This window comes from Dethiobacter alkaliphilus AHT 1, assembly GCF_000174415.1.
GTDB lineage: Bacteria > Bacillota > Dethiobacteria > Dethiobacterales > Dethiobacteraceae > Dethiobacter > Dethiobacter alkaliphilus.
This window is the reverse complement of the sequence record NZ_ACJM01000002.1, coordinates 87,257-114,030: the sequence shown is the minus strand read 5'-3', so window position 1 is coordinate 114,030 and position 26,774 is coordinate 87,257. Positions and strand designations below refer to the sequence as shown.

Sequence of the window (26,774 nt, the reverse complement as noted above, 5' to 3'; positions counted from 1 at the left end):
AAAAATGGCGTGTGGGGTTTCTTGTACCGGTGGGAAATTATAACGCTTCGCAGTTTGCGAAGCTGCTAAGGTAACCGGTATTGAAAAGCACGCGTAGAGGGAATCGAATAAGCGTGCCTTTCCTATAATTGTTCAGACTGTATTGGCTTGCCGTTGGAAATATTGACAACAGAGTATAAAAATATTACACTATACATAGATATATAGACAACTATCTATGTAAAGCAGGTGATGGTATTGGATGATAAAGTAGAAATATTTAAAGCTTTAGCCGATAAAAACCGGCTATTGATTTTAGAGATGCTCTCCTGTGGAGAGTTATGTGCCTGTGATCTTATGGATGGTTTAAACTTAACCCAACCTACCATCTCGCATCATATGAAAATTCTACAGCAATGTAAGCTTGTAAAAGGCAGAAAAGAAGGTAAATGGGTTCATTATTCCATCAATCAAGATAGAGTAGAGGAGCTGCAGGAATTCATAAAAAATGTAACTTCGTTTAAAGAGGAATGTATTTGTCAGGTTAAAAAAACTGAACAGTTCCAATGTAAATTACTATAGAATCTTGGTGAACCTGGTACTATATGGTACAGTGAGGTGAAGATATGTGGAAATCACCATAGGGGTAGAAGCAATTAAGTATATATTGGAAAATGGCAGGCATGCCACCATTAGGTATAGTAAGAAGGGATGATGTCATTCCGGGGTTGTAGATGTGCCGGTAATTAATCTCGGCGAGCCCCCGGGTAATCTGGAAGATTATCAACAGTTTGTTACAGGAGAAGTTGTGTTGCACTATCCAAAAAAGTTAGAGGCAGAAAGAAAAGCGATAATCATTTCGGTTGCTAAGCTGTTTAAGTGGAAAAAACTTTCTGTGGAATGGCATTAAACCCCAGGGAGGAGAGTTTGTGAAGAAAAAAGTTGCTTTTGTTTGTGTCCATAATTCTTGTCGTTCACAAATGGCAGAAGGATGGGCAAAAAAATTAGGAAGCCATGTATTTGACGTGTATTCCGCTGGAACAGAAAACTATCCGGAAGTAAAGCCGGGTGCAGTGCAAGTTATGGAAGAAGCAGGCATAGACATGAGTGGACACTATCCAAAATTATTAACCGATATCCCAGCTGGATTAGATATTTTAATTACCATGGGCTGTAATGTAGAGTGCCCGTTTGTGCCGTGCAAACACCGTGAAGATTGGGGTCTTGATGATCCATCCGGTGGCCCCATCGAAGGATTCAGGAGTACCAGGGATTTGATTAAAGCAAAAGTAGAAAATTTAATTAAAAGAGTAGAGTTTGGTGAGTTTAAGTAAATAAAGCAGGGAGGCATGTTTTATGGAACAGGAAACTGTTGAACAACAAGGACAGGGACTGGGGTTCTTTGAGACTTATTTAACTGTGTGGGTAGCGCTTTGTATTATAATCGGAGTAGCCATCGGTCAGTTTTTACCGGCTGTCCCGGAAGTTTTAAGCCGGTTCACTTACCATCAAATATCTATCCCGGTAGCTATCTTAATCTGGCTTATGATTTACCCCATGATGCTCAAAGTAGATTTTACAAGTATTGTAGAGGCCACAAAAAAGCCCAAAGGACTGATTGTAACCAGTGTCACAAACTGGTTAATTAAGCCCTTCACCATGTTTTTAATTTCCGCTTTTTTCTTAAGAGTGGTATTTAGTGCCTGGATCCCGGAAGCTTTGGCCAACCAATATGTGGCGGGGGCGGTGATTTTAGGGGCAGCACCATGTACCGCCATGGTTTTTGTCTGGAGCCACCTAACCAAGGGAGACCCGGCCTATACATTAATCCAAGTGGCGGTAAATAACATTATTTTGTTATTTGCTTTTACACCCATCGTAGCAATATTACTGGGAGTAACTGATGTATTTGTCCCATACGGTACTTTGATTCTATCTGTCCTGCTTTTTATCGTCATTCCCTTTGCTGGCGGGTATTTAACCAGGACTCTTATAGTTAACAGCAGAGGGATCGAATACTTTGAAAACGTATTTTTGAGGAAGTTTGATAACGTAACCATTGTAGGATTATTGCTGACCTTAATAATTATCTTCACCTTCCAGGGTGATGTAATAATTGCTAATCCATTGCACATTGCCTTGATTGCCGTTCCATTAACCATCCAAACCTTTTTCATTTTTATTGTTGCTTACGGCTGGGCAAAGGCTTGGAAGCTGCCCCATAGTATAGCAGCACCGGCAGGATTAATTGGTGCCAGTAACTTCTTTGAACTGGCGGTAGCGGTGGCTATCTCGTTGTTTGGGTTAACCTCAGGAGCAACCCTGGCAACAGTGGTTGGAGTATTGGTAGAAGTCCCTGTGATGTTGGCCTTAGTCAGAATTGCCAACAGAACAAGGCATTGGTTCCCTCAAGTTAGTTAACGGGAACATTGGAACGGCACCATGTAACGGTGGTTCCCACGTTTATAATAAATGATAAATATAAAATCATCGGAGCTAAACCGTATCACGAATTTAAGGAACTGTTACAAAAGATTACAATAGGGCAATAAGATAATTAGCGGCGCACAATTGTTGCGCCGCTAATTATCTTATTGCAGTAGAAAGTTCGTTAAGACAATACCAGCCTATACACGTAGTGATTGTTTCTACCACAGATTATTTAACTCAATTTCCAGTCCGTCAAAGTCTGGATGTCGCAAAACATCTTCTTCCATTCCTAGAGCAACCACGGTATACAGACCATCTCTGAAACATTCAACAGTTTTCTCCTGGGGGTTGATTATCCAAAAATGCTCCACCCCTGCTTTCTGAATGGTGGTTGGCTTGATACCAACGTAGTATTACGCTTTTTAGTCCGTGACAACGAAGAGATGTTTTCTAAAGCCAGCTCTCTATTTGCCAGAGCAGAGCGTGGAGAAATCCTCCTGTTATTGCACCCGATAACAGTCGCCGAGATTATCTGGACTCTGGAGAGTTTTTACGGTTATGATAAATCACAAATTGTATGTGTTCTGCGCAGCTTTATTGAGGCCGACGGCATCCATGTGCCAGAAAAAGAGATTATAGCTACTTCATTAACATTTTATTTGGATAAAAACGTTGACTATGTTGATGCATATTTATTTGCTTACGCTTCACAATCCGGTTCTCCTACTATATATACCTTTGACAAAAAGCACTTTATGCGACTGGGAATAAGAGAAGAAGAGTCATTGCTGTAATTGGGCATAAACCCCGTAAACCTTATTATTTAGGTGTGCGGGTTTTTTAGTTGAACTAAATGTAACAACTGAAAGGATTTTTTCATATGTGGTAGAAATGGTAAGTTATGTTTGCGATGGAAGGTGGGGATAAAGATTATTCAGGTTATCGGCATTATTGTATTGGTTATCGTAGCTATTGTGGCAATTCTTCTCGGATTATCTACTTTTAATCATAATTATCAGCTGCAAAAAGAAGTGAATAAGTATCCTCCACCAGGACAGTTGGTGGATGTAAATAAACAAAAGATACATGTCTTTAGTGAGGGCGAAGGAGACCTTACCTTTGTTTTTATGTCCGGACATGGTACTGCGTCTCCAGTCCTGGACTTTAAACCATTATGGCAAAGGCTAAGGAATGAATACCGAATAGTGGTAATGGAGAAGCCGGGGTACGGATGGAGTGAAGCCTCCCACAGTTCCAGAGATGTAGCTACAATGCTGGAAGAAACAAGAGAAGCACTAAGCCTTTCCGGGGAAAAAGGACCGTATGTCCTTGTACCTCACTCCATGTCGGGTCTGGAAGCTATCTATTGGGCACAGACTTATCCAACTGAAGTAAAAGCCATCATAGGCCTGGATCCTTCTGTCCCTGATTTTATTCAACATTCACTTGAACTTCCTCAAAGCAGCCAATTATCTATGATGTATTTAGTTTCAAGAATGGGTTTGTCCCGATTCATGCCTCAGGAAGAAAAGGAAAAAAACTTTCCCCTGCTTAAATCAAACGATCTGTCTGGCGAAGACAAAGAGCAGTACCTGGCCATGTTTTATAGAAGTGCTTATACAAAAAACATGCTCAATGAAGTTAATTATTTGCAGAAAAATGCCAGAATTATAAGTGAGACTAATTTCCCCATAGAGATTCCCATGTACTTCTTTATTTCAGATGGCAAGGAAGTCACAGAAGCTGACTGGAGAGGAATCTTAACCGATTATGTGTCGAGGGCTAATAAGGGCAGGTACCTTAACCTGGACAGCGGGCACTACCTGCACCATCATGATTCAGACCTCATAGCTCGGGAAATAAGAAAGTTTATAGCAGAAATCTTCTGAGTACAGCATTTCCCAGAATAGAGCCTGACACAGTAAAATATTCACCCCACATTCTTAATAAGAGGATGTGGGATTTTTCGATGCTAATGGATGTGAGGTGCTTTAAGGTTCCTTAGTTATAACGTAAGTGCAGCAGGAAATAGAATATATTTGAAGAAGGAGTTGCTAACAAAATCGGAGGGGGAATGTTAGATGGGTTTATTTTGGAATTTAATTCAGCAGTGTCAGATTAGCGACCAGCACCGTAAGTCTGAGACGCTGGAAAATAGAGTCGCTATCTTGGAGGAAGAACTGAGAAATACACAAGACCTGCTGTATAAAACGTTAAAAGTCTTAGAGGAGTACACAGACCGCGATATAAACGGTGACGGTAAAATCGGGATTTAAAAGCACAACCTCGCTCCAGTGTTTTATAGACACTGAGGCGAGGTTGTTTTCAACATTGCTATTTAATTACTACTATCACCTTAATCTATCGTATTCAATTTAATGCTTCTTCCTGTTGTCGATTGTTAGTACTGAATTAAATATGCCGATAGACATGAGAATAAGTGCTGATAGTATAAACACTGTTGATATTTTGTCTCCTGCCAAACGTAATGGCAAACCCATTAATTCCTTTAACAGTTCCCAGGGGCCTGGTAGGGAGGAAAAATTGAAAACCGACGAACCTCCCATTCCCATAATAAATCCCAAGACAATCCAGGTGATAAAAATTGGGGACAGTATTGAAAAATAGCTATATAATGTCAACTTACCGTTGTTATGCTCAATGATTCTTTTGCAATACATATAAATAACATAGGCCGGCAAGAAAAATATGCCCACAGTAGATATGAACCATCCAAAAATACCACTGAATCGAACCCAGAATGCCCAAATCACAGCACCTACGAAAAAGAGCAAGATATTCTGGGACATAAAACGGATGCGGCTTTCTTTATCTGGCATACATATCCTCCTTACCATTAACGTATTGATAGTACAATTATTATGACAGAAAATACATAATGATACAATATATTTCCAACTCACCGGGACTGACACCATAGCGCCTCACCCAAACAAAATTGACACCTCTGCTACCTTGTTGTACAATATACTCAGATGGTATTATGCAGAGCAAGATAGTTGCGGGAGGAGTTTGTATGGCTGATCGCTCGCAGTTTTTGCGGGGAACTCTGGAAGGTTGCCTTTTAAAGATTATTGAAACTGATGAAACCTATGGCTATGAAATTGCCACGAAACTAAAAAGTTATGGCTTTCAGGATATTAGCGAGGGCACTATTTACCCGCTCCTATTGCGATTGGAGAAAAACGGATTTATTGAGTCCATAAAAAGAGCATCGCCCCAGGGACCTCAAAGAAAATATTATTACCTAACTGAGGCAGGGGAGACGGAGTTAAGCGATTTCTATGGTTTATGGAGTGAAATCAGAAATAGCATAGACAGGTTATTCAGAGAGGAGGGGTCCGATAATGTGTGAGACAGACGCAAAAAACACTGCGGGAAATGTGGCGGGCAATAAACTTAATACGGAGTACAACGAAAAGTACCTGGAAATCGCATCATCTTTGCGGGAAAGTAATCTGTCAAAGACAGAGCAGACAGAGGTGTGTAATGATGTCTTAGGCATTTTGTTATCCGGCCAAAATGAGGGTAAACCTGTAGAAGAGGTGATAGGAGTTGATGCTGCAGCTTTCTCAGATGAAATCATTAAGGCTTTCTCGAAAGTAGAGCGCACTAACGAGAATAGAGGACCGAATATCCCATTTTTGCCGTCCTTTAGGAAAAGTAAGGTGTTGTCTTTTTATCATCTGGGGGCATGGCTACTGGCTGCGTATATTGCTCTTACTGCCACCGTTGTAGAATATAATACTGTTCGCCCTGTTTTCTATATAATTATAGTATTTAACGGCTTTTTGTATCCACTTTATTTAAATGGCAAACCACCTGAACCCTCGAGCACAGAACTCAAACGTCTAATACTATCCGCCACAGCTGCGTTAGGCGTTATTCTTACTGCGTGGCTGATAAATTACTCTATTGTAAACATATAGTACCCTGGATGAGTGGTGGCCAATATCAGGAAATGGAAGATAAAAGAAAAGAGCTGGAGATGTGGTGAATCATGAAAGTATTCATTCGACAGTGAAGAGAAAGCTGGGAGTTTAATAAAACCCACGGAGCGGTGAGATGATTTTGAAAAGGTGCTGTTACTTCTGAGGGAGCATTTGCCGGCGGAAAAAATATAGATCAGAGATCAAGTAAGTATACGTACATATTAACTTTCCCCTGTGATTTTTTGGGAAGCAGGATATATTCTCAACAGTAGATTGAGTACCCCCCCGCACTTATAGGAATAATAGAAGGCGCCCAATCGGAGGGCGCCTTTTTTGAACTCAGGAGTTGATTTGTATTAGTGATCAAGTTATTCAGTTGGTACGGGAATTTCTAGAACTGTTGTTGATTTAAAAAGGACAGTATCAGCATGAAGTGTAAAGGCGTTTTCGCCCTTTGGCAAAGGCTCAAACCGGAGTTCTTGGTATTTCTTTAATCTTCTATACTCACGGTCCCAATCAGTTTCCATTAGTTCCAATAAATCTAGGATATCTTTTTCAAAAGGATTGTCAAAACCGGGAATGGAAAGTGATGAATTTAATAGTCGATAACGGTTTCCTTGAGAGTCTGTAACGTATAGATCTCTCACATCTGCCAGTCGGCCATGTTGATATGAGATAGTAATCACTGTTTCCTTATCATTCAATTCAAGGTCCTCAACAGAAACAAGTGTATCGTGGAGCCATATAGTAGGTGTTTGCCAGCGCCAAAGAATCTTGCGGAAGTTTAGTTGCAGAGGATTGCTTTCTTCGATAAATCCATCAGCACGTATTCTTAGGCCCTTTCTATCTGTAGCAGGGGTAAAAATAGTGGTTCCTTTATAATATGAGCTTTGCGAAACAGCGGATCCACTAACTGGTCTATAAGAATGCCCTCGTCTGTCAACAAGTTGAACAGTAATTCCCCGAGGTAAGAGTGTTTCTCCAAACAACGAAATAGGGGAGGCATCGATGCGACTTTCTTCTTTTAAATATATATAATCCCAATCATTTATTTGAAAGTCGATTCGTGTACCCGTTACGCCTAAAGCTATATCAGCGCGCAGTTCAAGACCGTCATTCTCCACCGACAGGCCGCTATATTCGTCATTCTCAAATGTCTCAATAAGCTCAACCGGAATTTTCGCTGTTAGCAGAGGCAAATCTGTTTCGAAATTGCTAAAATTGCTGATATCCTTTATTTCCAGCTTAAGAATTTCTAAGTCCGGAGGAAGGGCTTCAGTTAACTGTAACATGCCGGAATGACCATTCTCTAGATCCTGTTCCCGAATACTGCTAATCCCGCCTCTACGGTAGGAGGGAATATTGAACCAAATGTCTTCCGGCAATTCTCCTTCTATTGTGTAGAATATCGCAGTGCGGGCCGACTCTGCCACTACTCTGTGGACAGTGAAATCAATACCGTTCTCTGATACGGAATATTCGATATCTCTGCCTCTGGTGAACCCATCATATAAACCTTCATCAAAGGAGAATAATGCTTCCAGGAAGGGAATTTTTTCAAGCTGACGAGCTATTCCGTGACTAACAAAAGGCAGGACAACTAAAAGAGCTAGTAGGAGTGAAGCCGCAACTATTAGCGGTTTTGTTTTTCTTTTCTTTGTTTTTTCAATTTCAGGAGGACAGATACTGTTTATACCTTGTATTGCAGTAGTCTTTATTTTTTTGTACATATGGTGAAAAGAGCTACAGTCAGTACATTGATCAAGATGTCTTGTTATCTCAAAGGTAATATTTTCTTCTATCAGGTTAAAACGTACTTCTTCACATTTCATTACAATCCGCCTCCTCTCCGGGGAGATAAATGGACCTTAGGTTTTCTACCGCTTTTACCAGTTGATACTTCACAGTGCTTTCAGGCAGTGAAATAGCGTCAGCAATTTCTTTAAACGTAAAGTCTAAACCGAAGCGCAAAACAATTATTTCTTGCTGCCTTTCAGAAAGATGTGATACCATTGCTTCAAATTCTACCCAATACTCATCGTGACTGGGGGCAGACTCTGTCTTAGTATGTATAGGTAGAGGAAAACGCTTTTTACGGCGTAAATGGTCGCGACATGTATTTACTACTACTTGGTAGAGCCAGGAAGAAATAGACGATACTTCCGCTACCTGGCCAATATGGCGCCAAACTTTCAAAGAGGCCTCCTGCAAAGCATCCTCTGCATCAGCATGGTTGCCCAGAATACTAATTGCATATCGATATAGTTTTGGCCTTATGCTCTGAAATATCTCAAACTCATTGCGCCTGGGCTCAGACTTTTGCATTCTCTCACCTCTTTTACTCTCTATATCTATAGACGCACAAAAAGCTCCAAAAAGTCAATGCTTTTGAAAATATTTCTATATTAGCGGATTTAGCGGATTTATCCGATGAAGATGCCCATAATATATATTGATAAGTTAGGAAAAAAATTATAAAATAAATTAGGAGGTGTATTAATGATTATAACAGCCACTGAGTTCAAGAATAAAGTAGGCGAATATTTGGAGCTTTCTCAGAAGGAGGAAGTTATAATCTCTAAAAACGGAAAAAGCATTGCAAAGCTTGTAGCTATAGATGAAAATGAGTATCCTGCCACCAAGGCTCTTACCGGAGTATTTGAAAAAGCAGCTTCGTATGACTCAGTCCGTGTAAAAGGCGAGAGGCTTAAGAAATATGAAAATATTGATTGATACTAACATTATCCTTGACGTCTTGCTTAATCGCCGGCCATTTGTGGAAAAGTCGGCAAGATTATTTGAATTGGCCGAAAAAGAGAAACTGGAAGCATTCATTACTTCTAATTCTGTGACAGATATTGTTTATATCTTACGCAAAGCGTACCGCATGGAGGAAATTAGAAACTACTTGCTAATTATGTTTGGCTTCATAAAAATTCTTAATGTAGCAGCAAATGATGTTGTTAGCGCTTTGAAAATGGATGTAAAGGATTTTGAGGATGCAATTATTATGCAATGTGCAAAACAGAACGGCATGGATATAATCGTATCCCGTAACAAAAAGGATTTTGCGGGTAGCCCCGTTAAATGTTTAACCGTTGACGAATGGTATAATGAGTATTGTAGTAACTATTGAAATTCCAGATTATAGACTATTCCCCAAAACGCTATTTAATAAACCTCGCATTCATTATAATGTATGGATGCGAGGTTTGTTAGCAGGAAGCAAGTGCCATTTAATTGAATATAATAGAAGGCTCGAACGCCGATTTAGAATATGAAGGAGTACTTCATGAGAAGAATTTCTATATGGCTAATTATTGCCGTTATTACTTTAATTGCACTACTTGCCACTGCCTATAATATTAGTAATTCAAGATCGTTTCAGTTTTTTGGAGGAATTGTTGACAGGGTACAAACACAGCAAAAGGTAGTTGCTTTAACGTTTGATGACGGCCCAACAGAAAAGACTGATGTAATCCTGAAGTTACTTGAATCCTTAGATGTTAAAGCAACCTTTTTTTTAACTGGGAGGGAATTGGAACAAAACATTGAAGAGGGACGAAGAATAGTATCGGCTGGCCATGAAATAGGCAATCATTCGTACTCTCACAAAAGAATGGTGCTAAAATCTCCTGGCTTCATAAAGGAGGAAATTGACAAGACAGATCAGCTGATAAGGCAGGCAGGGTATGAAGGTGAGATTCATTTCCGTCCTCCTAATGCGAAAAAGCTTCTTATACTCCCTTATATGCTAAGACAGTTTGATACGAAAACTATCATGTGGGATGTGGAGCCTGACTCATATCCACAGATAGCATCCAGTTCGGACAAAATTGTGGACCATGTTATAGAGAATGTAGAACCGGGATCAATAATCCTTCTCCATGTAATGTATGAAAGCAGAAGAGAATCACTAAACTCCGTTGAAGGTATCGTGGAAGCATTGAGAAGGGACGGATATACATTTAAAACTGTATCGGAGTTATTGGAGTACCATGAGGTCGATTAAAAGATTAGTTACGGTAACCGCAGGGCCTTTCAGAAACATTGAAAGGCCCTTTTGCGGTGGTATTTGTGCTATGATATTGTAAGTTAACAAAAATATTTAAGAAAATCTGCTAATATATAAAACTATTACCGGCAGTTGTGCATCTAATGCTTGAAAGGAGGATGACAATGATAGATTTATTAATAAAAAAAGCAAAAAAAGGCGATAAGGATAGTTTATCTCAGGCTATCATGGCAGTAAAAGATGACGCCTACCGAGTGGCATATTGTTATCTCCACAATCAAGAGGATAGCATGGATGCAGTTTGTGATGCAGTTGAAAAAGCAATGGTCAATCTGAAAAAACTCAAAGAACCTAAGTATTTTAAGACCTGGTTCATCCGCATTGTAATTAATGAGGCCAAGATGCAACTCAGACAGAAACAAAAAGTAATTTCTTTAGCTGATAGTTTATATGTCAATGAAAGTTTTCAGGAAAAGCAACGTGAAGATATCATTGATTTGGAGAAGATGCTTGATGAGCTGGAACCGCTGGACAGATTGCTGATTTATATGAAATATTACTTAGGTTACACATTAGACGAAATCGCTCTCTCCGTAGATTTACCCTTAGGAACAGTTAAAACAAAAATCTACGGCAACCTCAAAGTAATGAGAGATAAATTGGAATTGAGGGAGGTTTAAATTATGACTGACAAAAATGACGAAAAATTGTTGGATCAATATATAGATAATCTGGAAAAAAAGAGTATCGAGGTCCCTACAATGCTGGAAGAGAGAATAAAAGAGCGCATTGATAAGGTTGAAATAAAGAAGAAAAGCATTAACCCATTTTTATCAAAGGTCCTGGTAGCGTCGCTCCTTTTAGTAACGCTATTTAGCGCATCGGTAAGGTTCTTTCCTGGCTTTGCAGCGTATGCCGGCAACTTTCCAGTACTCCGTATAGCAGTTGACTGGCTGCAGGGTGATTCCGGTACAGAGCATGCCAGAAGAGAAGGATACAATCAGATTCCCGGCTTTACAGTAGAAAAAGACTCATATGTTTTAAAGTTCGATAATATTATGCTGGATGAAGACCGCCTGGTGATGAGTATTCAGTTATTTACCGAAGACCAAACAGGTTACGATGAAGATAAAAGGCTGGAGGTAAGATACACAGACTTTGCAGACAGCGGTGGCCTACAACAAGTTGAATATGAAACAGAAACTGAAGCAATAATCGAGATTAGGGAAGAGAAAGTTTTTGCTGATAATGAGTTGAGAGAGTTTTTAGCAAGTAATCCTGAGCACATAAACCTCGAAGTTGTACTGTCGGAGAGAGGTTCACAAACAATTTACGAGTTTGGCAGTATTAAAATTCCAATAAACAGTGAGCAGATATTGTTCTCACAAAAGTACTCCATCGAAACAATAACCAATTTGGAAAAAGGCTTATTAACGCTCCACAACTTTACTGTCAGCCCCACAAGAATGCGCCTTGATGTCTCCTTTGACATGGAAGATGGCTACTATTTCACAAGTTTTGAAAATCCCCGTCTCATGGATGCAGGGGGAAATGCCTATCAATCTGAAGGCCTGGTCAGCATAAACACTAGTGACGTGGAACGCAGCATGTTCTTTGTTCCTTCAATTTACTTTGATGATCCCCACACGGAAATGTACTTTGCATTTGATGGTGTCTGGGTAGGCTCCGAATATGATGACACTTTTACACTCTCATTAAATGATGAGTACCCCAAGTCCATTAACTTTATGGGCGAGGAAATAATTATTGAGCAAGTGTCCTATAGGGGAAGTGGTAATGGTGAAGGCTACCTGCATAGTGCAGGCGATGATTTAGTCATAGAAATCAGGAAGCCTGAAAATGTCTGGCTGGAAAACATGGAAATTGACGGAGAAATAAGTTCCCACGCCTGGAGTACTGGTTTAGACGAAGATGGCAATCCCCGGCCTCACTTATATGGCCTGAATGTTGAATACCGGGACGAATATGAGGTAACACTCCTTTTTTCCGGACGCCTGATGGACGGTTTGCAAGAAATAAAAATGGATCTGGAGTAGAAGTAAGAAGCATGCACTAAAGTCAAGTGCATGCTTCTTTTTTACTTTAATCAGGCGTCCGGTTCCGGTCTTCGGAAAGGATGCGTGATGCAGCCCAATTGCGGAGCTATTTGATGCTATAGAGTATGTAGTTATAATATTAGTATTGGAGGAGGCCTATTTTTGACAATACGATGCGAAATGACAAGTAATCGGCAGGAAGAGGGTGGAATATTGTAGAAAATAAAGTAAAAGATTTCAAAAGATAAATTTTATCAAAGGGGCTACAAGAATGAAAATGAAGCTGTTTATGATAGCGATAATTATGCTTTTTAGCCTGGCTGGTTGTGGAGGAAACAATGATTTCACCTTGCCAACACCGACAAATGAGTTAACCCAGGAGCAGTTTTCATATCTTGAAGACCTTGGGCTTACGGTGAAATCTTATGAAGAGGAACCATCCTATACGTTTGAGCTAGCCAGGGAATGGTTAATTGATGACGTAGCCTGGGGACGGGTATTTAAGTATCTTGAGGTGTTTGATGGTGTGGATGCTGCTGAATATATTGACAAGACACTAGATAGCTACCGATTTGTAGTAGAAGGCCATTCCTCTGCACAATGGGGGGACACTGGCCAATCTTTAGCCATCATATTGACTTCGGACAAAAAAATAGTTGGTGGCTATGCAATTCCGAAAATGAAAAGTGAAGCCAACCAAGAAGAACTTGACGGCGGACCATATCCTTTAAATGGAGAGATTGAAGATTTTGAAGAGAAGGCAGGGATGTCATTTAGCGAGTTTGATCAGTACTGGGCTGAAAGATATACAGATAAATAAGGCGGTGATGAAATTTAAAAGAACAACTCTGTTTGCACTCTTCCTGGGAATGATATTGCTCTTTATTTATGTCCAGTCTCCACGGGTAGGCTTATCTGAAGTCAGTGTTGATATTATTACCGATGAAGCTTATACCGGTTCGTTTTCCGTGGGGAATAACCAGGAGATCTTCGTATCAACCGCACTGATTTATGAATTTACTCTAGCTAACACAGGCAGAAGGCAACTAGGCAAATATCCGGTTACGTTGCAACTGACACTGGAACATGAAAGCGACCTATTAAATGACATTCTTTATTCAATGGGGTGGGGATTTTCGGGCCCCGGTGAAATACCGCCTAATGAGGAATCGAAGGCTGTAATCCATTATGAATTGGGGGTAATAGATACAAAAGGCGTCGGAGGTGTACAGCAATTGCCGGATCAGGATGTCCTGGATGAGATTCTGGACAAAGCGCTTGAAGCCACCTTGATAATTTCAGAAGGACATAATGAATTAACACGTATTGACCTCCGCAAATATAAGACAGATTAATCGAAGAGTAATTAATTTATCCTGCAGTATACCCAGTAACACTCGAGAAAAAATATCTACTTTTAGGTGGGAGAAAATACCGTGGCAAAAACAAAAATAGCAATGATATTTTCGTTAATTATCGTATTAGCCTTGATCTGGTGGTTCATGCCAAACTCATTGACCAGTATTGACCCGGAAAAAGTTTCTGTAATAATAATATTCAATGGAAATACCGGCAATTCAACTACCATTTCAGAGTCGGATGATGTTTCTTATATAATAGACAGCTTTAACAAAACAACCATTAGAAAAGAGAAGCTTTCCATTGGGTATATGGGCTACGGCTATCTATTAACAATAATAAAAAACGATGCGAGCATTTACAATGAATTTATCATTAACTCCGCTAACAACATACGTAAAGACCCGTTTTTTTATCAGGTAACTACAAATTCAATTGATTACGACTATATTCAAAACCTGGTTGATTAAATGCTAAAGCAAAGGGGGGGCTTATGATAAAAAAAGGAGTAACCTGTTTATTGCTGTTTATTACACTGTTTCTGGTGGCCTGTTCCGGACAGGGAGTTTTATTAAGACAGGATTTAGAGAACTGGTTTGGAGCGCCAGAAAAAATAGAAATTCATTATGAAGGAGAAAAGTATACTATATCAAAAGATGATGAGGCTTATTCACAAATTATGAGTTTGCTAAACAAAAAGATTCTCTCCACTTATAAACCCAGTACAGCAGATTGTGATTATGATATTTGTGAACTGGAAAGTGTCAAACAAAATGGTCTTGCAGTGGAGTTAGTCTACTCCAAAGAAATGAACGCTGACATAGTTTGTGGAACAGACTTAATCAAAAGAAGATACAATCGACTGTTGATGCCTCTAACAGGAGATCTCAGTAACCTAATTTTTTTCGGTAATCCAGACATTGGCGGGAATGCTTTAGGTGATTTCGAGAATAATGATGCTCTCATTGACTACATTAATCAATTTACACAAGGGTAAGCAGTATTAATCTTAAATGAGATATTATAGGAGTTGAGATCATTGAAAGTAATATTTTTTGGCGGTACCGGTAGTATGGGACAGCGGGCAGTTAGTGAGCTCTGCAGCTTTTCTGAAATTAAGGAAGTTACAGTAACAGCAAGAACCCGTGAGAAATATGAAACACTGTTAAATCAAATAAAAAAAGGGAACGAAAAGCTGAAATATCTTGAATTTGATATTAACAGTGCAGAGGATCTTGCCGGTATTATCCGCGGGCATGATGTTGCTGCCAGCGCAATTGGGCCGTTTTACAGATATGAGAAGAGACTGGCTTTGGCTGCTGTCACAGCTGGCGCTGACTACGTTAGTATTTGCGATGACTTTGACGCTGCACAACAGGTATTTGAACTGGACGGTTTTGTGCGGGAAAGGCATCAACGTGTACTTACGGGAGTGGGTTGGACACCGGGGCTCTCCAGTTTTATGGCCAGAGCAGGCGCTGATTCCCTTGATACAGTAGAAAAGATTAATGTCTCATGGGCGGGTAATTCAGACGACTCTGTGGGAGCCGCAGTAATTCTTCATGTTCTACATATCTTTTACGGATTGGTTCCTTCATTTATGGATGGGGAACTGAAAATGGTTCCTGCCGGCTCAGGCAAAGAGGTTGTTAGCTTTCCCGGTGTTCTTGACAGAATTAATGTATATAATGTGGGGCATCCAGAGCCGGTAACCATGCCGCGATATTTTTCCGGTGTTAAAGAAGTGACCTTAAAGGGTGGAATTAATGAAGATGTCCTCAATAAACTGGCGCTGCTTGTGGGAAGGCTTGGCCTCAGTAAAAGCCAAACTACCCGGGACATGCTTGCGGCAATGCTGAGAAAGTCACTGCCGCTTTTGCGAAAAACTATAGGTGCGGCATCGGAGCACTCAGGAATCAGGGTTGATATTTCAGGCACCTTAAACGGAGAGAATAAGCAATTGGTATATAGCGCTGCCGGCCCTATGGATATCCTGACCGGAGTACCTATGGCTGTTGCTGTGAGGGAGCTTGCAAAAGGCAATATAAAGCAAGTAGGTGTATTTGCACCGGAAGCGCCAGGCGTTTTAGATCCTTCAGTTTTCTTTGACGAACTTGAAAAAAGGGGTGTGCAGATTATCAGAGAGGAGAAAAAGGGTTAAGAAAGGACCCCGTTCCAGTGGAACAGGGCCTAGCTGTAATTTATTCTATTGCAGTTTCTTCGCTATCATACCACAGCATAGAAATCCTCAGCCGTCAGCAATGTTTGCGGCAATAATTAACTGTCCTTGTCAGTGCTGTCTAATGCAGGCGGGTTTTTTAGCCGTTCAATTATTTCATTGATATCCGGAAGCTCTTTGATGGGGTATATTTTTCGAAACATTTCACGTCCATTTTCGTCAAGTATTATGTTGGCCCGTTCCGAAGTGCCATGCTTATCACGGAACACACCGTACTGTGAGGCAACATCTCCGTGAGGCCAGAAGTCACAGAGCAGACTGGTGCCGCTAATACCAAGAGAGTCGGCCCATGCCTTTTTGCAGGGCAAGGAATCCACACTGAGACCCAGTGCTATCGTGTTCAGTGCAGCAAAATTTTCCCGGTTTTCTTCCAGGGAGCTCATTTGATCCGAGCATACACTGGTCCAGGCCAGGGGATGAAATGAAAGCAGCACTTTCTTGCCTTTAAAATCAGAGAGACGAATATCCGTACCATTCTGGTCTTTCAACAAAAAATCCATATTATTTCCTCCTTATGGGCCCGGGTAAAGCCGGCTAAATTCCCATGCATTCTTTGTTAATCTTAGCCTGATGATTCAACACAAAACCTTTACTAACCTCTAAAAAATACTAAAATTAAGGGTTTTGTAATCTCCAATAATCTTTTAATATACAAAAAAGCCCCTGTAAGTGAAGAAAGTAAGCAGGTCTTCCCTCATCTAGTAAGGAGCTGAATTAATTGTTTATCAAAACTATAAACTTCATGATTTCTAACATTTTTATATGCCAGCAGAAGAGAGTCTACAAAATCAATCTTTATCGTTGAGTAAGTCTGTAAAGCTTCGAAAATGACTTGTTTATCATAGACCTGGATATTATCATAATCAAAAAGCTCACGCAATGCTCTGCATATTTCTTTATTACTTATCTTATAAACCTTTTGGAGGACATAAACTATTTCAGCTATCACTTCATTAGGAACAAAAATATCTTCATTTTCTATCAACAATGCGGCTTTCTGTGTCAACTCATCATTATCACTTAGAAGATATCTTAAAATTATATTAGCATCAACTATATTCATCTTTCTCCGCCACCACTTCGGGCCATGCCTTAATTTCCTTATCAATAAGGTCTTCGTTTTTGTAGTTTTGTAAAATTCCTTTTGCTTTTTTGGGTCGTTCTGGCTTACATTTTCCCACAGAGATGTTTTCCTCATGTGGTAGGATTATAATTTCCACTTGCTTGTCTACAAGTTCTTTTGGTAATTTGAAAATTCCGGCTAAGATATTACTGTTCGCAACTTTTCTAATAAAGGTCATGACCAACCCTCCTTGAGGTGTAGCTATTATAATATTATTTTATCACATTATATTTTCAATTACGATGTCAGCTTTGAACCTCCCCCACTTTCACTTCGTTTAGAAGTGGGGGATTCCTGATTCATTGACTGCTGCCCCGTCACATGAGGGTCTTATGCTGTCTCCACAGGCTTGACCTCGGGCAGTCCCTGCCCTAGTTTATCCTTGTGATGGGGCTAGGCTATCATACCCAACTCCACAAGTCCTTGCTGCAAAATATTAATACTGGCATTGATATCCCTCTGGTGCAGTGCTTGACAGTGCGGACATTGCCATTGGCGTATAGTCATGTCTTTGATTTCTTTGTTTCTGCATCCGCACGCACTGCATATTTGGCTGGATGGGAAGAAACGGTCCACGAAGTGTACGGTTCTGCCATACCAATCGGCTTTATAGAGAAGCATTTGCTTAAATGTTCCCCAACTGGCATCACCGATAGCTTTGGATAAGCGCCTGTTTTTCATCATTCCCTTAGGGCTTAGCGTTTCCAGGCATATCACTTGGTTTTCATGAATCAGCCTGGTTGAGAGCTTATGCAGGAAGTCTTTGCGGATATTAGCCACTTTTTCATGCTGGATAGCCAGCTTAATTCTGGCTTTGTTCCTATTTTTGCTGCCTTTTTGTTTGCGGGATAATTCCCGCTGCATCTTTTGCAGTTTTCTTTCGGCTTCCGCCAAGGTTTTGGGGTTTTTGATTGCCTCTCCCGTGGAGAGGACAGCCAAATCCCTGAGCCCGAGGTCGATGCCAACCTTCTGGCTGCTGACCTTTAGCGACTTCGGCGTGTGGACATCTGCAAGAACTGAAGCAAAATATTTGCCCGAAGCCGTCTTTTTGACGGTGACAGATGTGATGTTGCCTTCAATTTCACGGCTTTTAGCAAACGAAACCGCCCCAATTTTGGGCAGTACAAGTTTATCTCCCATCACCTTGATGTTGTTGTTGACCATTTGTGTGCGGTAAGATTGCTTGTTGTTTCGTCTACTTTTGAATTTAGGAAAGCCTGCTCGTTTCTGGAAGAAATTCTTGTAGCTTACATCTAAATCCCGCAGGCTTTGCTGCAGAGCAATGCTGTCAACAGCTTTGAGCCACGGCAACTCTTTCTTTAATTCTTTTAGGTTGGCAGCACACTTAGTATAGTTAAGCGTTTCTTTTACCGTTTTGTAGGCTTCAATCCGCCTATCTAGGTAATAGTTGTAGACGAAACGGCAGGAGCCAAGGGTTTGGTTAATGACCGTCTGCTGTGATTTATTAGGGTAGAGCCTGAAATTGTAGGCTTTATGCATCGCATTCACCGCCTTTCATTATGGAATATTATACCATAGCGAACAGGTGTTTGCAAGAGAGCAGCCGATTCATCTCCCACTTAAAGAAGTGGGAGTCTTCTCGACTGATTTGATAAAGTTTTTTGACTTCAATCAGGAATTTGAAACGCCTGCTATTTGACTATAGATCCGTAACCCTGTTAATTGGATGCGGAGTTTTTTTTAGGAAGTTTACTCTGCAGGAATAAGGTGGAAGATTGTAGAAATTAAAGTAAAGTTTGCATAGATACATTACTGCCTAAGGGCATAGAATAGCACCAGGTATTCCCACCTGTTACAAGGCTTAGCAAGGCACATTAAAGAGATGTGTTTGGCTTGACCCTTTTCTATGTCTTTCTACGGGAGGCCGGGACAGGAGGTTATCTGTTTACGCTTTTTCTTGCCATACTTGGTCCATTTCGCGGTGGTCCCGCCAAAGCTATTGTAATTGCTGCCGCTTTTTTGCGTAGCATTACCGGGGTTCCCACAGCAAACGCCAATGTTACCGGCTCTCATACTATTTCAGTATTACAGAAAAATGGCTATAAGCCGGAAGTAATTGGTGCTGTGGAATCTGCGGTATTGACCAACAGCCAACTGATGCCACCGCTAATGGGAGCAGCTGGTTTTATCATAGCTGAGTTTATGGGAATGTCCTACGTGCAGGTTATTACCGCCGCTACTCTACCGGCTTTGCTTAGTTTTGGCTACATTCTTGCCGTGCTCCATCTTGAGAGCAAAAAGTCAGAGATAAAACCCACCGCAATAGACGATATTCCACCGTTTTGGCCCACATTATTTTCTGGCATACAATACTTTATTCCTATCCTGGTTTTCATCTATTTCATATTAACTTTGCAGGCTGCACCTGCCGTTGCGGTTATCCCCTCAATTGGTGCTGTGGTTATTCTCGCTATCATCATAAAAGTAGTTCATGCCTTTAAAAACCTCAGATCTGGTCAGTCCACAAAGTCCGTACAGAAACAGGCTACATCAATCTGGACATTTATCATCCGCAGCCTGGACGGTGGAGCCAGAGCGATGGCAGCAATGACGGTTGGATTTGCAGCAGCGTCCTTTATTTTAAGCGTAATAACACTAACCGGCCTGCAAGGTCGCATGGTGGTTTACATTGAAACTTTGGCAGGAAACAGTTTAGTAGCGGTCCTGCTATTGACAGCTTTGGTTTGTTTAATTGCAGGTATGGGCATGCCGGCGCCGGCCAAAAGGATCGTTACAGCAGTACTGACTGCAGCGGCTATCCCACTGGTTCAACCTAATCTTCATTGGTTAGCCGTTCACCTGTTCATTTTCTATTACGCCGTCCTGGCCGACAATGTGCCTCGGATTGGGATTGCCGCCCATAGCGCCTATCAGGCTGCCGGGTCAGATCCTAATAAAACCGGCCTGCTGGGTGTGAAATATAATCTGGCTGCGTTTTTGCTACCTTTTTTGTTCATCTGGAACCCACAGTTGCTGATGATAGACACCGTCTGGTACATAGCCATGCTTACTGGTGCTATCACCTTTGTGGGCCTGTACTGTATTGCCGCCATAGTGCAGCGCTGGTTAATTACGCAGCTCAGAATTGCAGACCAATTTATCCTGCTGGCTATTGCAATTGCACTGCTTTGGCCCAATTTAATCAGTAATTTCGTGGGTATATTTGCATTTGCTTTGTTCTACCTAAAGGCTAGATCAGTCAACATATCGTAGCGGAGGGGAGAGTAGGAATACCTTTTGCTGTAAAACTACCGAAAGCACCGGTTTCCGTAAACGCAGATTTAATGACAACAGACAAAATTAATGCGAAGTTAAAGGATCCTGAATTTAAGGGTAGGGTGTTCTTGCTTTACGAAGGGGAATTTAATCCCCTTTTTATTTTTTTTTTGTATAAATCCTGTAACATTTTCCTGATTCAAACGTAAATAGAGCAAGGGGGAAGCAGATGAAGCGTGATACATTGGATGAAATATACAAGTCATATATGGATGAAGTATATCGCTATCTGCTATTTTTGTGCCGCAATCATTATCTGGCAGAAGATGTGATGCAGGAAACGTTTTATCGCGCTTATTTGCATCTTGAGGATTGCCCGGAAGAGCGAGTAAAGCCATGGTTGTTTAGAGTAGCTCACAATGCCTTTGTTGATATTCAGCGTAAAGATACCCGTAATTATACCAAAGCTCACGATTATTTCGAGAGACTTACAGATGGGGTAAGTGCTGAGGATGAAGCCATTAAAAAAGAAGGGCTAACAGAACTAACCACAATAATCTGCAACCTGCCTGGCAAACAGCAGGAAGCAATTCTGTTATATGATTTCCATGGATTTTCCTATGACCAATCCGCTGAAATCATGGATGTGAAGGTTGGCTATTTTAAGGTTTTATTATTCAGGGCAAGGCAAAAAATCCGTCAGGAAAGGGGAGTTTGATAAGATGACAGAGGAGTTTAGGATAAAGCTAAAAAGATACTACGAAGGAACGCTTTCTGAAGAAGAGGCGGCAGAAGTGGAGAATGAATTGGAAAAAATGGAGATTTATCAATCCTACCTTGACGAATTTTTAGATAAAGACCAGCCGCAGCAGGGTCGCGGTAAAAATGGAGATCAACATACTAATAAACAACGAAAAATAATAAAAAAAGGGAAGTGGAGGGCAAGGGTTGAAAATGCCCTGACTGCTATTGTTTTCTTGTTAGTTTTAACTATTCTTTCTTCCTCAATTTCTGGAGCTTTTTTTGTTAGCGGGAGCCCTAATCGGGTTGATACATTCAGAGAGGTAATATCTCGAACAATTGCGGTGACCAGGCCTAATCTGAGGATAAACAATGACTACTCCCAGATAGGCGCTTTCTTCACCATGGATAATTCCGGTACTTTGGAAAAAAGAGTGGGCGGCGAGTACATCAGAGCCGGAGAATTTGATATGAGGTTCTTGTTTAATCGGCCGGGGGCACCTGATATTCAACTGCATACCGAGAGGGTTGCAGTCCGTTATCCTTTTCAATATCCGGGAGCAGATGCTCCCACAGAGCCGGAATGGAGTATTTTAGAGAATTTGCCGGAGGGCACTGTGGCCGAGGCGTATATTTCTCTGGACGGGTTTTATCAGTTAGAGCAAGTAACAGAACTATTTGCAGCCAAAGAAATCGCGCCGGTTTGGGCTGTAGTGGATACAGGATTTGATGACATGAGAGAAATGGATGACAATCCGTGGATTCCTTCCCCCATTGGCTTTCCCGTCGGTAGTGGGAGAAGCGACGTTTCAGAATATTTTCTGGAAACGCTTACTTTCTTACAGAGGCATGAAGATATAGCCAATAGTGTTGGTTTTAGGAATAATTTGTTTTTGCAGGATCGTTTGGATTACCTAAATGATAACGGCATAAAGATATATGGACTTGTGGTTACCGGCCCTACAAAAGAGATTTTGCAACTTAGAGAAGAAAGCTGGGTAACGTTTCTTTTGCTGGGTGAGGTTCGTTTATGGAATTGGCGTTAAATATTTGGCTTAAACTTGGTTGACTATGTTAGTGAAGATTTGGTAGTATGACTCGGTTTTCTAAAACTTCTATAACAACAAATAGCAATAATCGGCTTAGATTTAGAGATTGGCAAAATAGATTAAGCTGGTTTAATGACCGAATGACTGACATTGGCTTATCCACTGGGATTAGAAGAGTGAACCCCTGACCTGGGCCCTACTTTGTCCAGATGTTAAACTAAGTAGAGAAATAATTGTGTTACATGGAAGGAATTGGTGGGAAGGTAGTGGAATAATGAAAAATTAATAATTATTGACAACGATACTTCAGGCGAGGTTGAAGCTTATGCACATCATAAACGAAAAAATTCCCGCTTGGTTTCCGCGAGACTTAATCAATCCGTTTCTGTATCTAATCAGCTGTTCGATACTGGTTACAGGATTGTTTTTTATTCCGTTTTTCGATATGTATCTCCAAGGTCATTGGTGGTGGTTGCCCTGGAACATCTTCCTTGCGTGGCTACCTCTATTTTTCGCCTTGTGTCTACTATGGGCGGTGCACGGAGAGCAGAGTCGTCTGATAATAATTACCTGCTGGGGCCTGTGGCTGTTTTTCTATCCCAACGCACCATATATGCTTACGGATTTGATTCACCTAAACCGCTTTGAGTTTGTTATTGGCACCCAATTCAGTGCCGATCCGGCGGTATGGTTCGGTTTTCTGCACTTGGTTGCGGGCGTGGCAGTAGGTTGCGGCTTTGGTTTGCTCTCGCTTGTCATGCTCCAACGGTATACGGAACGAACGCGCGGTGCTGTGTGGAGCTGGCTGCTGGTTGCCGGAACTTCACTGCTTTCCGGCATTGGCATATGGATCGGCCGCAATCTGCGTTTTAACAGTTGGGACATCTTATTCCGTCCATTCCACCTGCTTCGCAATATCGCCTCACAATTCGACCGCAACGCCTTCCTGCTGTGCCTATTATTCACGATTATGTGCGCGGGGGCGCATTTGATGGTGGTGTCTTTTAACAAGGAGGTGAAAGATGAAAGAGGTATTCGCAATTAATATAAGGGGGTGACGCGGTTATTCAATTGTATATAAGAACACTTAGTGTTATCAAGGAGGCCGAAATAAATGATCTTATTTGCAAATATTTATATATTACTTACGATAATTATTGCTATATTTCAGGTTGCATTAGCAATGGGTGCACCACTGGGTGAGTTTACGATGGGTGGCAAGTTCACAGGGAAATTGCCAATTAAAATGAGAGTGGCTGCATTAGCACAAATCGTTATACTGCTGATTTTTGTTTTTATAGTGGCAGCAAAGGCAGGAATAGCGTTTGAACAGTATTATAGTTTTGGAAGAATTGGAATTTGGTTTGTTGTAGCATTTTTTGTTTTTGGCACACTTGTAAACATTTCATCACCTAGCAGAAAAGAGAAGCTAACTATGGGGCCAGCCAATATCATTGCTTTAATTAGCACGCTTGTAGTAGCACTTAGCTAAAAACCCCGCGCGCCCTATATATGGGAGTAAGCGGGGTTTAAACTAAAACACCTTAATAGCTAGCCATTTCTTCTAAAGAGGAGTGCTTACAAAACAGTCTGGGTTACCCATGAACCGCATGCCCCTGGGAGTAAATTTAACCAACTGTACGCACATCCTGATTCTGGACCCGGCTTCAACCTCACCACTTATCCACGGGACACGGAATTCTGCCTCATTAGGGCTGAGGAAAGTCACGTTCTCCAAGTCTACCGTATCCAATCTAACCACAACAGCAGGGATTTCCACGATTTCCCCCGTTCCTCGGAGCTCAGCTCCACTGATGTGACCCCCCACTGGTCGGGCTGATTGAACACTGCAGCGGCGGTCGCCACCCCAGCGGCAACAACCCTGCTACCTGAGATAGTTACTCCGCGTGCCTCTGGTTTAGGAACAGCCAGAGCGTGGGCGATACTACTAAAAGTAAGACCGAAGCAGAGGAAGAATGACAGTACGGTAAAAAGTGTTTTTGTTTTCATACTAATCCTCCTCGTATACTGATTGATGTCTTATAGTATATGCATAATAGCACACCGTGTGTATTATACTTTAATACATTTATTGCTATCATGTTTGAGGTAAGTATGTTGCGTTTATTTCTATTTTCTTAATGCTGCTCGAACCGATGACTTAGATATCGACAAGGAAACTGTTGAAAGAATTGAATCAGCTTGGCTAAGGTTCCATGGGCATACTGAAAGATTACCACTGGATGGAGTTGTAAATCCAACCGCTTTCACAAAAACCTATATTAATCTGATTCAGGAGTTAGATGATATAGTAGGTGTTAAAGGTCCAAAAACCTCTTAGAAACGATTTAACAGGAAAGGGTGATTTGTTAATGGAGATTGTTGCAATGTTAATATTTATGTTACCCATTATTGCGCTATATAAGATACATGCCATAGATGGCCGTGTAGAAGAGCTAGAAAAAAGGGTTAAGGAATTAGAAAGTCTGAATCAAGATTAAGCATTGTACTGACTATTGCGTATGTTACATTTATAATGATTTTAAGTTAGTTCACATAATATATATTTCCGCCCACAGAGAAAAGGCTTTAAAACCCCCGTAACTCCCTTGGTATAAGGGGTTGTGGGGGTTTTCCATAGGCATCAAAAGTTCTCATAATTCACCACTGTTTAGGGAAACGTCATATAAAACGATATGTCTGGTCATTTTTTATGTGCAATTTTCAACATGTAGCGAAACTTTTCTGATAAGCTGTCGTTATAACTATTAGTAGCTCCCGTAAAGGAGGTGGCCTGTTGAGTGACGGTAAAAATGATGAGCTTGAGGAGCTTTATCATCTATATTTTAGCCGGATTCAAAGTTATCTGTATTATTTAAGCGGTGACTATAATCTGGCAGAAGAGCTGGTGCAAGAAACTTTTTACCGTGCAGGACGCAGCCTATTATTAAAAAGAAAAATTACATATGTTTCAGCCTGGCTTTTTACGATTGCAAGAAACCTTTATTTTGATCATGCGAAAAAATCCAATTTTAAAATTGATATAGTTAGCTTTGAAGATTTATCTGCACCAAATTTACCGAGGGAAAAATATACAGGCTATCTTCCTGAACGTTCGCATGAGAATAGGGAGTTGCAGAAAGATATTCAGGTCACACTTATGTCGTTGACAGAAAACCAGCGGACAGCACTTTTACTAAAAGACCACCAGAGCCTGACTTATCAGGAGATAGCAGAAATCATGGATTTGTCCGTGATGTCAGTCAAAAGCCTTCTCCACCGTGCCCGTTTGGCTTTCCGAAGAAAGTTTGAAGAATACAACAGAAAGGGTGATGAACAATGAGCCCTCTGATTTGTGAAGTTGTTAATGACCTTTGGCCGCTGTATCAGGAAAATCAGCTTAGCTCAAAAACTGTACTTGAGATTGAAGAGCATTTAAAAGGCTGCCCGGAGTGTCGGAAAATGATATCTGCCACAGATGAAGCGGCCGGACTTATTTCACAGTTGGATGCTCCACTTGCAGATTCCGAGAAAGAAAAAAGTATGCTGCGCAGGGCCCAAACGAGGCTAAGATATAAGTTGCTGGCAACTGTGGTGTTAGCGACGGTATTTCTCTATTTTTCACTTTCATATATACCTGTCGGGCAAAGATACGAGCAATACGCTGAAGATGCTAAAAAAGCACTGTCAATCATAATGGAGATGACTCAGCCCGGTACAGAGGTGCTTGTTGCTTATTCCAACCGGAATATAATCAGTGTATACGGTGAAAGATCCCTGCCCAACATAAAAACAACCTGGGAAGTTCAGGTTGACCGCCGCGGTGTGATGGATATCAAAGAGTTCAGGCAGGAGCCTGCAAATTTAGAAGCTCTGCCCTGGCCGTGGCGAACTGATATTGGTACACAGTATGATAACAGTCTAAGAGACGAACAGCAGGAAATACTTGAACGGTTACCTGAGTGGAGTGAAGCAGAAGCTGTTATTTCCTTTTATGAAGATCTGACCCCCGCTGAGGTTAGCCACTTTCTCAGTGACAGAAACTTAAGACCGTTGCATGCCGCTTTCCATGCAGATATTCCCGATTATGACGGAGAAGGCGCCCCCTGGCTTCCCCGCTTCGGGTTTTCCCTTGTTGATGATAATCTACTTCCGGCAACACAGCAATCAGTAATAAGGAAAAGTGAAGCATTTCTTGAAGAACTAATCTGGCTGTCGGAGAGATATCATATTATTGAAAATATCTTTGGTTACCCGCGTGTAAATGATATCGTGGATTACGTTCAAGAAAATGGTTTTGAAATTAGCGGAATAACAGTGAGGGGTCCGGCTGAAGATTTAAAGATTTTGTTTGAGGATGAACAGGTACGTTCTGTGCATATCGGAGAAATTGCATTTCGTCGCAGATAAATCAAAAATGAATATTGGAATCCAGCATCATAATTCAGAGCTATAGCGGAGAAATTCTAAGTTTATCGCAGAAGCCTCATTGTCGCATGGGAGGAGAAAAGACTATGAAAAGACCAATTATTGGTGGTTTTGAGAATATTGCCCCCTGAAGGCTTTGCTGCTTTACACAAAGGTAAATATTT

At 41.1% G+C, this 26,774-nt stretch carries 35 protein-coding genes; 27 read left to right on the top strand and 8 right to left on the bottom strand.

What is annotated here, in order from left to right:
* Positions 1-237: 237 nt before the first annotated feature.
* From DEALDRAFT_RS02670 to DEALDRAFT_RS02645, 7 genes are all read left to right on the top strand, one after another.
* A complete protein-coding gene (locus DEALDRAFT_RS02670) occupies positions 238-561 on the top strand; it encodes an ArsR/SmtB family transcription factor (protein ID WP_008514628.1) in 324 nt (107 codons plus the stop codon).
* Positions 562-715: 154 nt separating this feature from the next.
* On the top strand, positions 716-889 hold the full coding sequence (locus DEALDRAFT_RS16825) for a hypothetical protein (protein WP_153246589.1): 174 nt from the start codon (positions 716-718) through the stop codon (positions 887-889).
* A 19-nt stretch (positions 890-908) separates the two neighbouring features.
* Positions 909-1,313, top strand: a complete 405-nt coding sequence (locus DEALDRAFT_RS02665) for an arsenate reductase ArsC (RefSeq protein WP_008514627.1) — start codon at positions 909-911, stop codon at positions 1,311-1,313.
* Between the two features lie 22 nt (positions 1,314-1,335).
* Positions 1,336-2,400, top strand: a complete 1,065-nt coding sequence (arsB, locus tag DEALDRAFT_RS02660) for an ACR3 family arsenite efflux transporter (RefSeq protein WP_008514625.1) — start codon at positions 1,336-1,338, stop codon at positions 2,398-2,400.
* A 371-nt stretch (positions 2,401-2,771) separates the two neighbouring features.
* Positions 2,772-3,203, top strand: coding sequence for a PIN domain-containing protein (locus DEALDRAFT_RS02655; protein WP_008514624.1), 432 nt, complete (start codon positions 2,772-2,774; stop codon positions 3,201-3,203).
* A gap of 123 nt (positions 3,204-3,326) precedes the next feature.
* The gene (locus DEALDRAFT_RS02650) at positions 3,327-4,298 is read left to right on the top strand and encodes an alpha/beta fold hydrolase (RefSeq protein WP_143753350.1); all 972 of its coding nucleotides are present in this window, start codon (positions 3,327-3,329) and stop codon (positions 4,296-4,298) included.
* A 192-nt stretch (positions 4,299-4,490) separates the two neighbouring features.
* Positions 4,491-4,685: a hypothetical protein gene (locus DEALDRAFT_RS02645; RefSeq protein WP_008514620.1), complete on the top strand. Its 195-nt coding sequence runs from the start codon at positions 4,491-4,493 to the stop codon at positions 4,683-4,685.
* A 99-nt stretch (positions 4,686-4,784) separates the two neighbouring features.
* Here DEALDRAFT_RS02645 and DEALDRAFT_RS02640 read toward each other — a convergent pair whose 3' ends face one another.
* Positions 4,785-5,249 (bottom strand): hypothetical protein, encoded by a 465-nt coding sequence (locus DEALDRAFT_RS02640; RefSeq protein ID WP_008514618.1) that lies wholly within the window; start codon positions 5,247-5,249, stop codon positions 4,785-4,787.
* 197 nt (positions 5,250-5,446) lie between these two features.
* On the opposite strand from DEALDRAFT_RS02640, the gene DEALDRAFT_RS02635 reads away from it, so the two are divergent.
* Both DEALDRAFT_RS02635 and DEALDRAFT_RS02630 read left to right on the top strand, forming a co-directional pair.
* Positions 5,447-5,785, top strand: coding sequence for a PadR family transcriptional regulator (locus DEALDRAFT_RS02635; RefSeq protein WP_008514616.1), 339 nt, complete (start codon positions 5,447-5,449; stop codon positions 5,783-5,785).
* Positions 5,778-6,359, top strand: coding sequence for a DUF1048 domain-containing protein (locus DEALDRAFT_RS02630; protein ID WP_008514615.1), 582 nt, complete (start codon positions 5,778-5,780; stop codon positions 6,357-6,359). Before DEALDRAFT_RS02635 ends, DEALDRAFT_RS02630 begins: the two co-directional genes overlap by 8 nt.
* Before the next feature lie 371 nt (positions 6,360-6,730).
* Here the strand turns inward: DEALDRAFT_RS02630 and DEALDRAFT_RS02625 are convergent, their stop codons facing one another.
* Positions 6,731-8,194: a DUF4179 domain-containing protein gene (locus DEALDRAFT_RS02625; RefSeq protein ID WP_008514613.1), complete on the bottom strand. Its 1,464-nt coding sequence runs from the start codon at positions 8,192-8,194 to the stop codon at positions 6,731-6,733.
* Complete coding sequence (locus DEALDRAFT_RS02620; protein WP_008514611.1) at positions 8,184-8,687, bottom strand: RNA polymerase sigma factor; 504 nt, start codon at positions 8,685-8,687, stop codon at positions 8,184-8,186. Before DEALDRAFT_RS02620 ends, DEALDRAFT_RS02625 begins: the two co-directional genes overlap by 11 nt.
* A 174-nt stretch (positions 8,688-8,861) precedes the next feature.
* Between DEALDRAFT_RS02620 and DEALDRAFT_RS02615 the strand changes: the two genes are divergently transcribed.
* The 10 genes from DEALDRAFT_RS02615 (at position 8,862) to DEALDRAFT_RS02570 (ending at position 15,954) form a co-directional block, all read left to right on the top strand.
* Positions 8,862-9,095: a type II toxin-antitoxin system Phd/YefM family antitoxin gene (locus tag DEALDRAFT_RS02615; protein ID WP_008514609.1), complete on the top strand. Its 234-nt coding sequence runs from the start codon at positions 8,862-8,864 to the stop codon at positions 9,093-9,095.
* Positions 9,079-9,498: a type II toxin-antitoxin system VapC family toxin gene (locus DEALDRAFT_RS02610; RefSeq protein ID WP_008514606.1), complete on the top strand. Its 420-nt coding sequence runs from the start codon at positions 9,079-9,081 to the stop codon at positions 9,496-9,498. The genes DEALDRAFT_RS02615 and DEALDRAFT_RS02610 overlap by 17 nt, the downstream gene beginning before the upstream one ends.
* A 156-nt stretch (positions 9,499-9,654) precedes the next feature.
* Entirely contained in the window at positions 9,655-10,374 is a 720-nt protein-coding gene (locus DEALDRAFT_RS02605; RefSeq protein ID WP_008514604.1) for a polysaccharide deacetylase family protein, read from the top strand.
* Positions 10,375-10,541: 167 nt separating this feature from the next.
* Positions 10,542-11,057 (top strand): sigma-70 family RNA polymerase sigma factor, encoded by a 516-nt coding sequence (locus tag DEALDRAFT_RS02600; protein WP_008514602.1) that lies wholly within the window; start codon positions 10,542-10,544, stop codon positions 11,055-11,057.
* A gap of 3 nt (positions 11,058-11,060) precedes the next feature.
* Complete coding sequence (locus DEALDRAFT_RS02595; protein ID WP_008514600.1) at positions 11,061-12,434, top strand: DUF4179 domain-containing protein; 1,374 nt, start codon at positions 11,061-11,063, stop codon at positions 12,432-12,434.
* Positions 12,435-12,705: 271 nt separating this feature from the next.
* Positions 12,706-13,254 carry a hypothetical protein gene (locus DEALDRAFT_RS02590; RefSeq protein WP_008514598.1) on the top strand — a complete coding sequence of 183 codons (549 nt, stop codon included), beginning with the start codon at positions 12,706-12,708 and terminating at the stop codon, positions 13,252-13,254.
* Positions 13,255-13,261: 7 nt separating this feature from the next.
* A complete protein-coding gene (locus tag DEALDRAFT_RS02585; RefSeq protein ID WP_008514596.1) occupies positions 13,262-13,789 on the top strand; it encodes a hypothetical protein in 528 nt (175 codons plus the stop codon).
* An 81-nt stretch (positions 13,790-13,870) separates the two neighbouring features.
* Positions 13,871-14,263, top strand: coding sequence for a hypothetical protein (locus DEALDRAFT_RS02580; RefSeq protein WP_008514594.1), 393 nt, complete (start codon positions 13,871-13,873; stop codon positions 14,261-14,263).
* A 23-nt stretch (positions 14,264-14,286) separates the two neighbouring features.
* On the top strand, positions 14,287-14,790 hold the full coding sequence (locus DEALDRAFT_RS02575) for a hypothetical protein (RefSeq protein WP_008514591.1): 504 nt from the start codon (positions 14,287-14,289) through the stop codon (positions 14,788-14,790).
* Between the two features lie 42 nt (positions 14,791-14,832).
* Positions 14,833-15,954: a saccharopine dehydrogenase family protein gene (locus tag DEALDRAFT_RS02570; RefSeq protein WP_008514588.1), complete on the top strand. Its 1,122-nt coding sequence runs from the start codon at positions 14,833-14,835 to the stop codon at positions 15,952-15,954.
* A 116-nt stretch (positions 15,955-16,070) separates the two neighbouring features.
* On the opposite strand, the gene DEALDRAFT_RS02565 is transcribed toward DEALDRAFT_RS02570, so the two are convergent.
* The 4 genes from DEALDRAFT_RS02565 to tnpB all read right to left on the bottom strand — a co-directional run bounded on the left by DEALDRAFT_RS02565 (position 16,071) and on the right by tnpB (position 18,655).
* Complete coding sequence (locus DEALDRAFT_RS02565) at positions 16,071-16,532, bottom strand: redoxin domain-containing protein (protein WP_008514586.1); 462 nt, start codon at positions 16,530-16,532, stop codon at positions 16,071-16,073.
* A gap of 194 nt (positions 16,533-16,726) precedes the next feature.
* Positions 16,727-17,095 carry a PIN domain-containing protein gene (locus DEALDRAFT_RS02560; protein WP_008514584.1) on the bottom strand — a complete coding sequence of 123 codons (369 nt, stop codon included), beginning with the start codon at positions 17,093-17,095 and terminating at the stop codon, positions 16,727-16,729.
* Complete coding sequence (locus DEALDRAFT_RS02555) at positions 17,082-17,333, bottom strand: hypothetical protein (RefSeq protein WP_008514582.1); 252 nt, start codon at positions 17,331-17,333, stop codon at positions 17,082-17,084. Before DEALDRAFT_RS02555 ends, DEALDRAFT_RS02560 begins: the two co-directional genes overlap by 14 nt.
* Before the next feature lie 215 nt (positions 17,334-17,548).
* On the bottom strand, positions 17,549-18,655 hold the full coding sequence (gene tnpB, locus DEALDRAFT_RS02550; protein ID WP_008514580.1) for an IS200/IS605 family element RNA-guided endonuclease TnpB: 1,107 nt from the start codon (positions 18,653-18,655) through the stop codon (positions 17,549-17,551).
* Between the two features lie 354 nt (positions 18,656-19,009).
* Between tnpB and DEALDRAFT_RS02545 the strand changes: the two genes are divergently transcribed.
* The 5 genes from DEALDRAFT_RS02545 (at position 19,010) to DEALDRAFT_RS02525 (ending at position 23,674) form a co-directional block, all read left to right on the top strand.
* A complete protein-coding gene (locus DEALDRAFT_RS02545) occupies positions 19,010-20,389 on the top strand; it encodes a TRAP transporter permease (protein ID WP_008514578.1) in 1,380 nt (459 codons plus the stop codon).
* 232 nt (positions 20,390-20,621) lie between these two features.
* Positions 20,622-21,110: a sigma-70 family RNA polymerase sigma factor gene (locus tag DEALDRAFT_RS02540; protein ID WP_008514576.1), complete on the top strand. Its 489-nt coding sequence runs from the start codon at positions 20,622-20,624 to the stop codon at positions 21,108-21,110.
* Complete coding sequence (locus DEALDRAFT_RS02535; protein WP_143753349.1) at positions 21,046-22,179, top strand: anti-sigma factor; 1,134 nt, start codon at positions 21,046-21,048, stop codon at positions 22,177-22,179. The genes DEALDRAFT_RS02540 and DEALDRAFT_RS02535 overlap by 65 nt, the downstream gene beginning before the upstream one ends.
* A 328-nt stretch (positions 22,180-22,507) precedes the next feature.
* Positions 22,508-23,227 carry a DUF1361 domain-containing protein gene (locus tag DEALDRAFT_RS15775; protein WP_008514572.1) on the top strand — a complete coding sequence of 240 codons (720 nt, stop codon included), beginning with the start codon at positions 22,508-22,510 and terminating at the stop codon, positions 23,225-23,227.
* A 69-nt stretch (positions 23,228-23,296) separates the two neighbouring features.
* A complete protein-coding gene (locus DEALDRAFT_RS02525; RefSeq protein WP_008514571.1) occupies positions 23,297-23,674 on the top strand; it encodes a hypothetical protein in 378 nt (125 codons plus the stop codon).
* A 248-nt stretch (positions 23,675-23,922) separates the two neighbouring features.
* Here the strand turns inward: DEALDRAFT_RS02525 and DEALDRAFT_RS02520 are convergent, their stop codons facing one another.
* Entirely contained in the window at positions 23,923-24,192 is a 270-nt protein-coding gene (locus DEALDRAFT_RS02520) for a hypothetical protein (protein WP_008514569.1), read from the bottom strand.
* Positions 24,193-24,554: 362 nt separating this feature from the next.
* Between DEALDRAFT_RS02520 and DEALDRAFT_RS17360 the strand changes: the two genes are divergently transcribed.
* The 3 genes from DEALDRAFT_RS17360 to DEALDRAFT_RS02505 all read left to right on the top strand — a co-directional run bounded on the left by DEALDRAFT_RS17360 (position 24,555) and on the right by DEALDRAFT_RS02505 (position 26,592).
* Entirely contained in the window at positions 24,555-24,683 is a 129-nt protein-coding gene (locus DEALDRAFT_RS17360) for a hypothetical protein (protein WP_276324436.1), read from the top strand.
* A gap of 296 nt (positions 24,684-24,979) precedes the next feature.
* Positions 24,980-25,525, top strand: coding sequence for an RNA polymerase sigma factor (locus DEALDRAFT_RS02510; protein WP_008514566.1), 546 nt, complete (start codon positions 24,980-24,982; stop codon positions 25,523-25,525).
* Positions 25,522-26,592, top strand: coding sequence for an anti sigma factor C-terminal domain-containing protein (locus DEALDRAFT_RS02505; protein WP_008514563.1), 1,071 nt, complete (start codon positions 25,522-25,524; stop codon positions 26,590-26,592). Before DEALDRAFT_RS02510 ends, DEALDRAFT_RS02505 begins: the two co-directional genes overlap by 4 nt.
* Positions 26,593-26,774: the final 182 nt, after the last annotated feature.

What these genes read in the sequence shown, in the direction of transcription:
- arsB (WP_008514625.1), top strand. Translation starts at nt 1,336, where the DNA reads ATGGAACAGGAAACTGTTGAACAACAAGGACAGGGACTGGGGTTCTTT.
- DEALDRAFT_RS02655 (WP_008514624.1), top strand. Translation starts at nt 2,772, where the DNA reads ATGCTCCACCCCTGCTTTCTGAATGGTGGTTGGCTTGATACCAACGTA.
- DEALDRAFT_RS02645 (WP_008514620.1), top strand. Translation starts at nt 4,491, where the DNA reads ATGGGTTTATTTTGGAATTTAATTCAGCAGTGTCAGATTAGCGACCAG.
- DEALDRAFT_RS02640 (WP_008514618.1), bottom strand. Translation starts at nt 5,249, where the DNA reads ATGCCAGATAAAGAAAGCCGCATCCGTTTTATGTCCCAGAATATCTTG.
- DEALDRAFT_RS02635 (WP_008514616.1), top strand. Translation starts at nt 5,447, where the DNA reads ATGGCTGATCGCTCGCAGTTTTTGCGGGGAACTCTGGAAGGTTGCCTT.
- DEALDRAFT_RS02630 (WP_008514615.1), top strand. Translation starts at nt 5,778, where the DNA reads ATGTGTGAGACAGACGCAAAAAACACTGCGGGAAATGTGGCGGGCAAT.
- DEALDRAFT_RS02625 (WP_008514613.1), bottom strand. Translation starts at nt 8,194, where the DNA reads ATGAAATGTGAAGAAGTACGTTTTAACCTGATAGAAGAAAATATTACC.
- DEALDRAFT_RS02620 (WP_008514611.1), bottom strand. Translation starts at nt 8,687, where the DNA reads ATGCAAAAGTCTGAGCCCAGGCGCAATGAGTTTGAGATATTTCAGAGC.
- DEALDRAFT_RS02615 (WP_008514609.1), top strand. Translation starts at nt 8,862, where the DNA reads ATGATTATAACAGCCACTGAGTTCAAGAATAAAGTAGGCGAATATTTG.
- DEALDRAFT_RS02610 (WP_008514606.1), top strand. Translation starts at nt 9,079, where the DNA reads ATGAAAATATTGATTGATACTAACATTATCCTTGACGTCTTGCTTAAT.
- DEALDRAFT_RS02605 (WP_008514604.1), top strand. Translation starts at nt 9,655, where the DNA reads ATGAGAAGAATTTCTATATGGCTAATTATTGCCGTTATTACTTTAATT.
- DEALDRAFT_RS02600 (WP_008514602.1), top strand. Translation starts at nt 10,542, where the DNA reads ATGATAGATTTATTAATAAAAAAAGCAAAAAAAGGCGATAAGGATAGT.
- DEALDRAFT_RS02595 (WP_008514600.1), top strand. Translation starts at nt 11,061, where the DNA reads ATGACTGACAAAAATGACGAAAAATTGTTGGATCAATATATAGATAAT.
- DEALDRAFT_RS02590 (WP_008514598.1), top strand. Translation starts at nt 12,706, where the DNA reads ATGAAAATGAAGCTGTTTATGATAGCGATAATTATGCTTTTTAGCCTG.
- DEALDRAFT_RS02585 (WP_008514596.1), top strand. Translation starts at nt 13,262, where the DNA reads ATGAAATTTAAAAGAACAACTCTGTTTGCACTCTTCCTGGGAATGATA.
- DEALDRAFT_RS02575 (WP_008514591.1), top strand. Translation starts at nt 14,287, where the DNA reads ATGATAAAAAAAGGAGTAACCTGTTTATTGCTGTTTATTACACTGTTT.
- DEALDRAFT_RS02565 (WP_008514586.1), bottom strand. Translation starts at nt 16,532, where the DNA reads ATGGATTTTTTGTTGAAAGACCAGAATGGTACGGATATTCGTCTCTCT.
- DEALDRAFT_RS02560 (WP_008514584.1), bottom strand. Translation starts at nt 17,095, where the DNA reads ATGAATATAGTTGATGCTAATATAATTTTAAGATATCTTCTAAGTGAT.
- DEALDRAFT_RS02555 (WP_008514582.1), bottom strand. Translation starts at nt 17,333, where the DNA reads ATGACCTTTATTAGAAAAGTTGCGAACAGTAATATCTTAGCCGGAATT.
- tnpB (WP_008514580.1), bottom strand. Translation starts at nt 18,655, where the DNA reads ATGCATAAAGCCTACAATTTCAGGCTCTACCCTAATAAATCACAGCAG.
- DEALDRAFT_RS02540 (WP_008514576.1), top strand. Translation starts at nt 20,622, where the DNA reads ATGAAGCGTGATACATTGGATGAAATATACAAGTCATATATGGATGAA.
- DEALDRAFT_RS15775 (WP_008514572.1), top strand. Translation starts at nt 22,508, where the DNA reads ATGCACATCATAAACGAAAAAATTCCCGCTTGGTTTCCGCGAGACTTA.
- DEALDRAFT_RS02525 (WP_008514571.1), top strand. Translation starts at nt 23,297, where the DNA reads ATGATCTTATTTGCAAATATTTATATATTACTTACGATAATTATTGCT.
- DEALDRAFT_RS02520 (WP_008514569.1), bottom strand. Translation starts at nt 24,192, where the DNA reads ATGAAAACAAAAACACTTTTTACCGTACTGTCATTCTTCCTCTGCTTC.
- DEALDRAFT_RS17360 (WP_276324436.1), top strand. Translation starts at nt 24,555, where the DNA reads ATGGAGATTGTTGCAATGTTAATATTTATGTTACCCATTATTGCGCTA.
- DEALDRAFT_RS02505 (WP_008514563.1), top strand. Translation starts at nt 25,522, where the DNA reads ATGAGCCCTCTGATTTGTGAAGTTGTTAATGACCTTTGGCCGCTGTAT.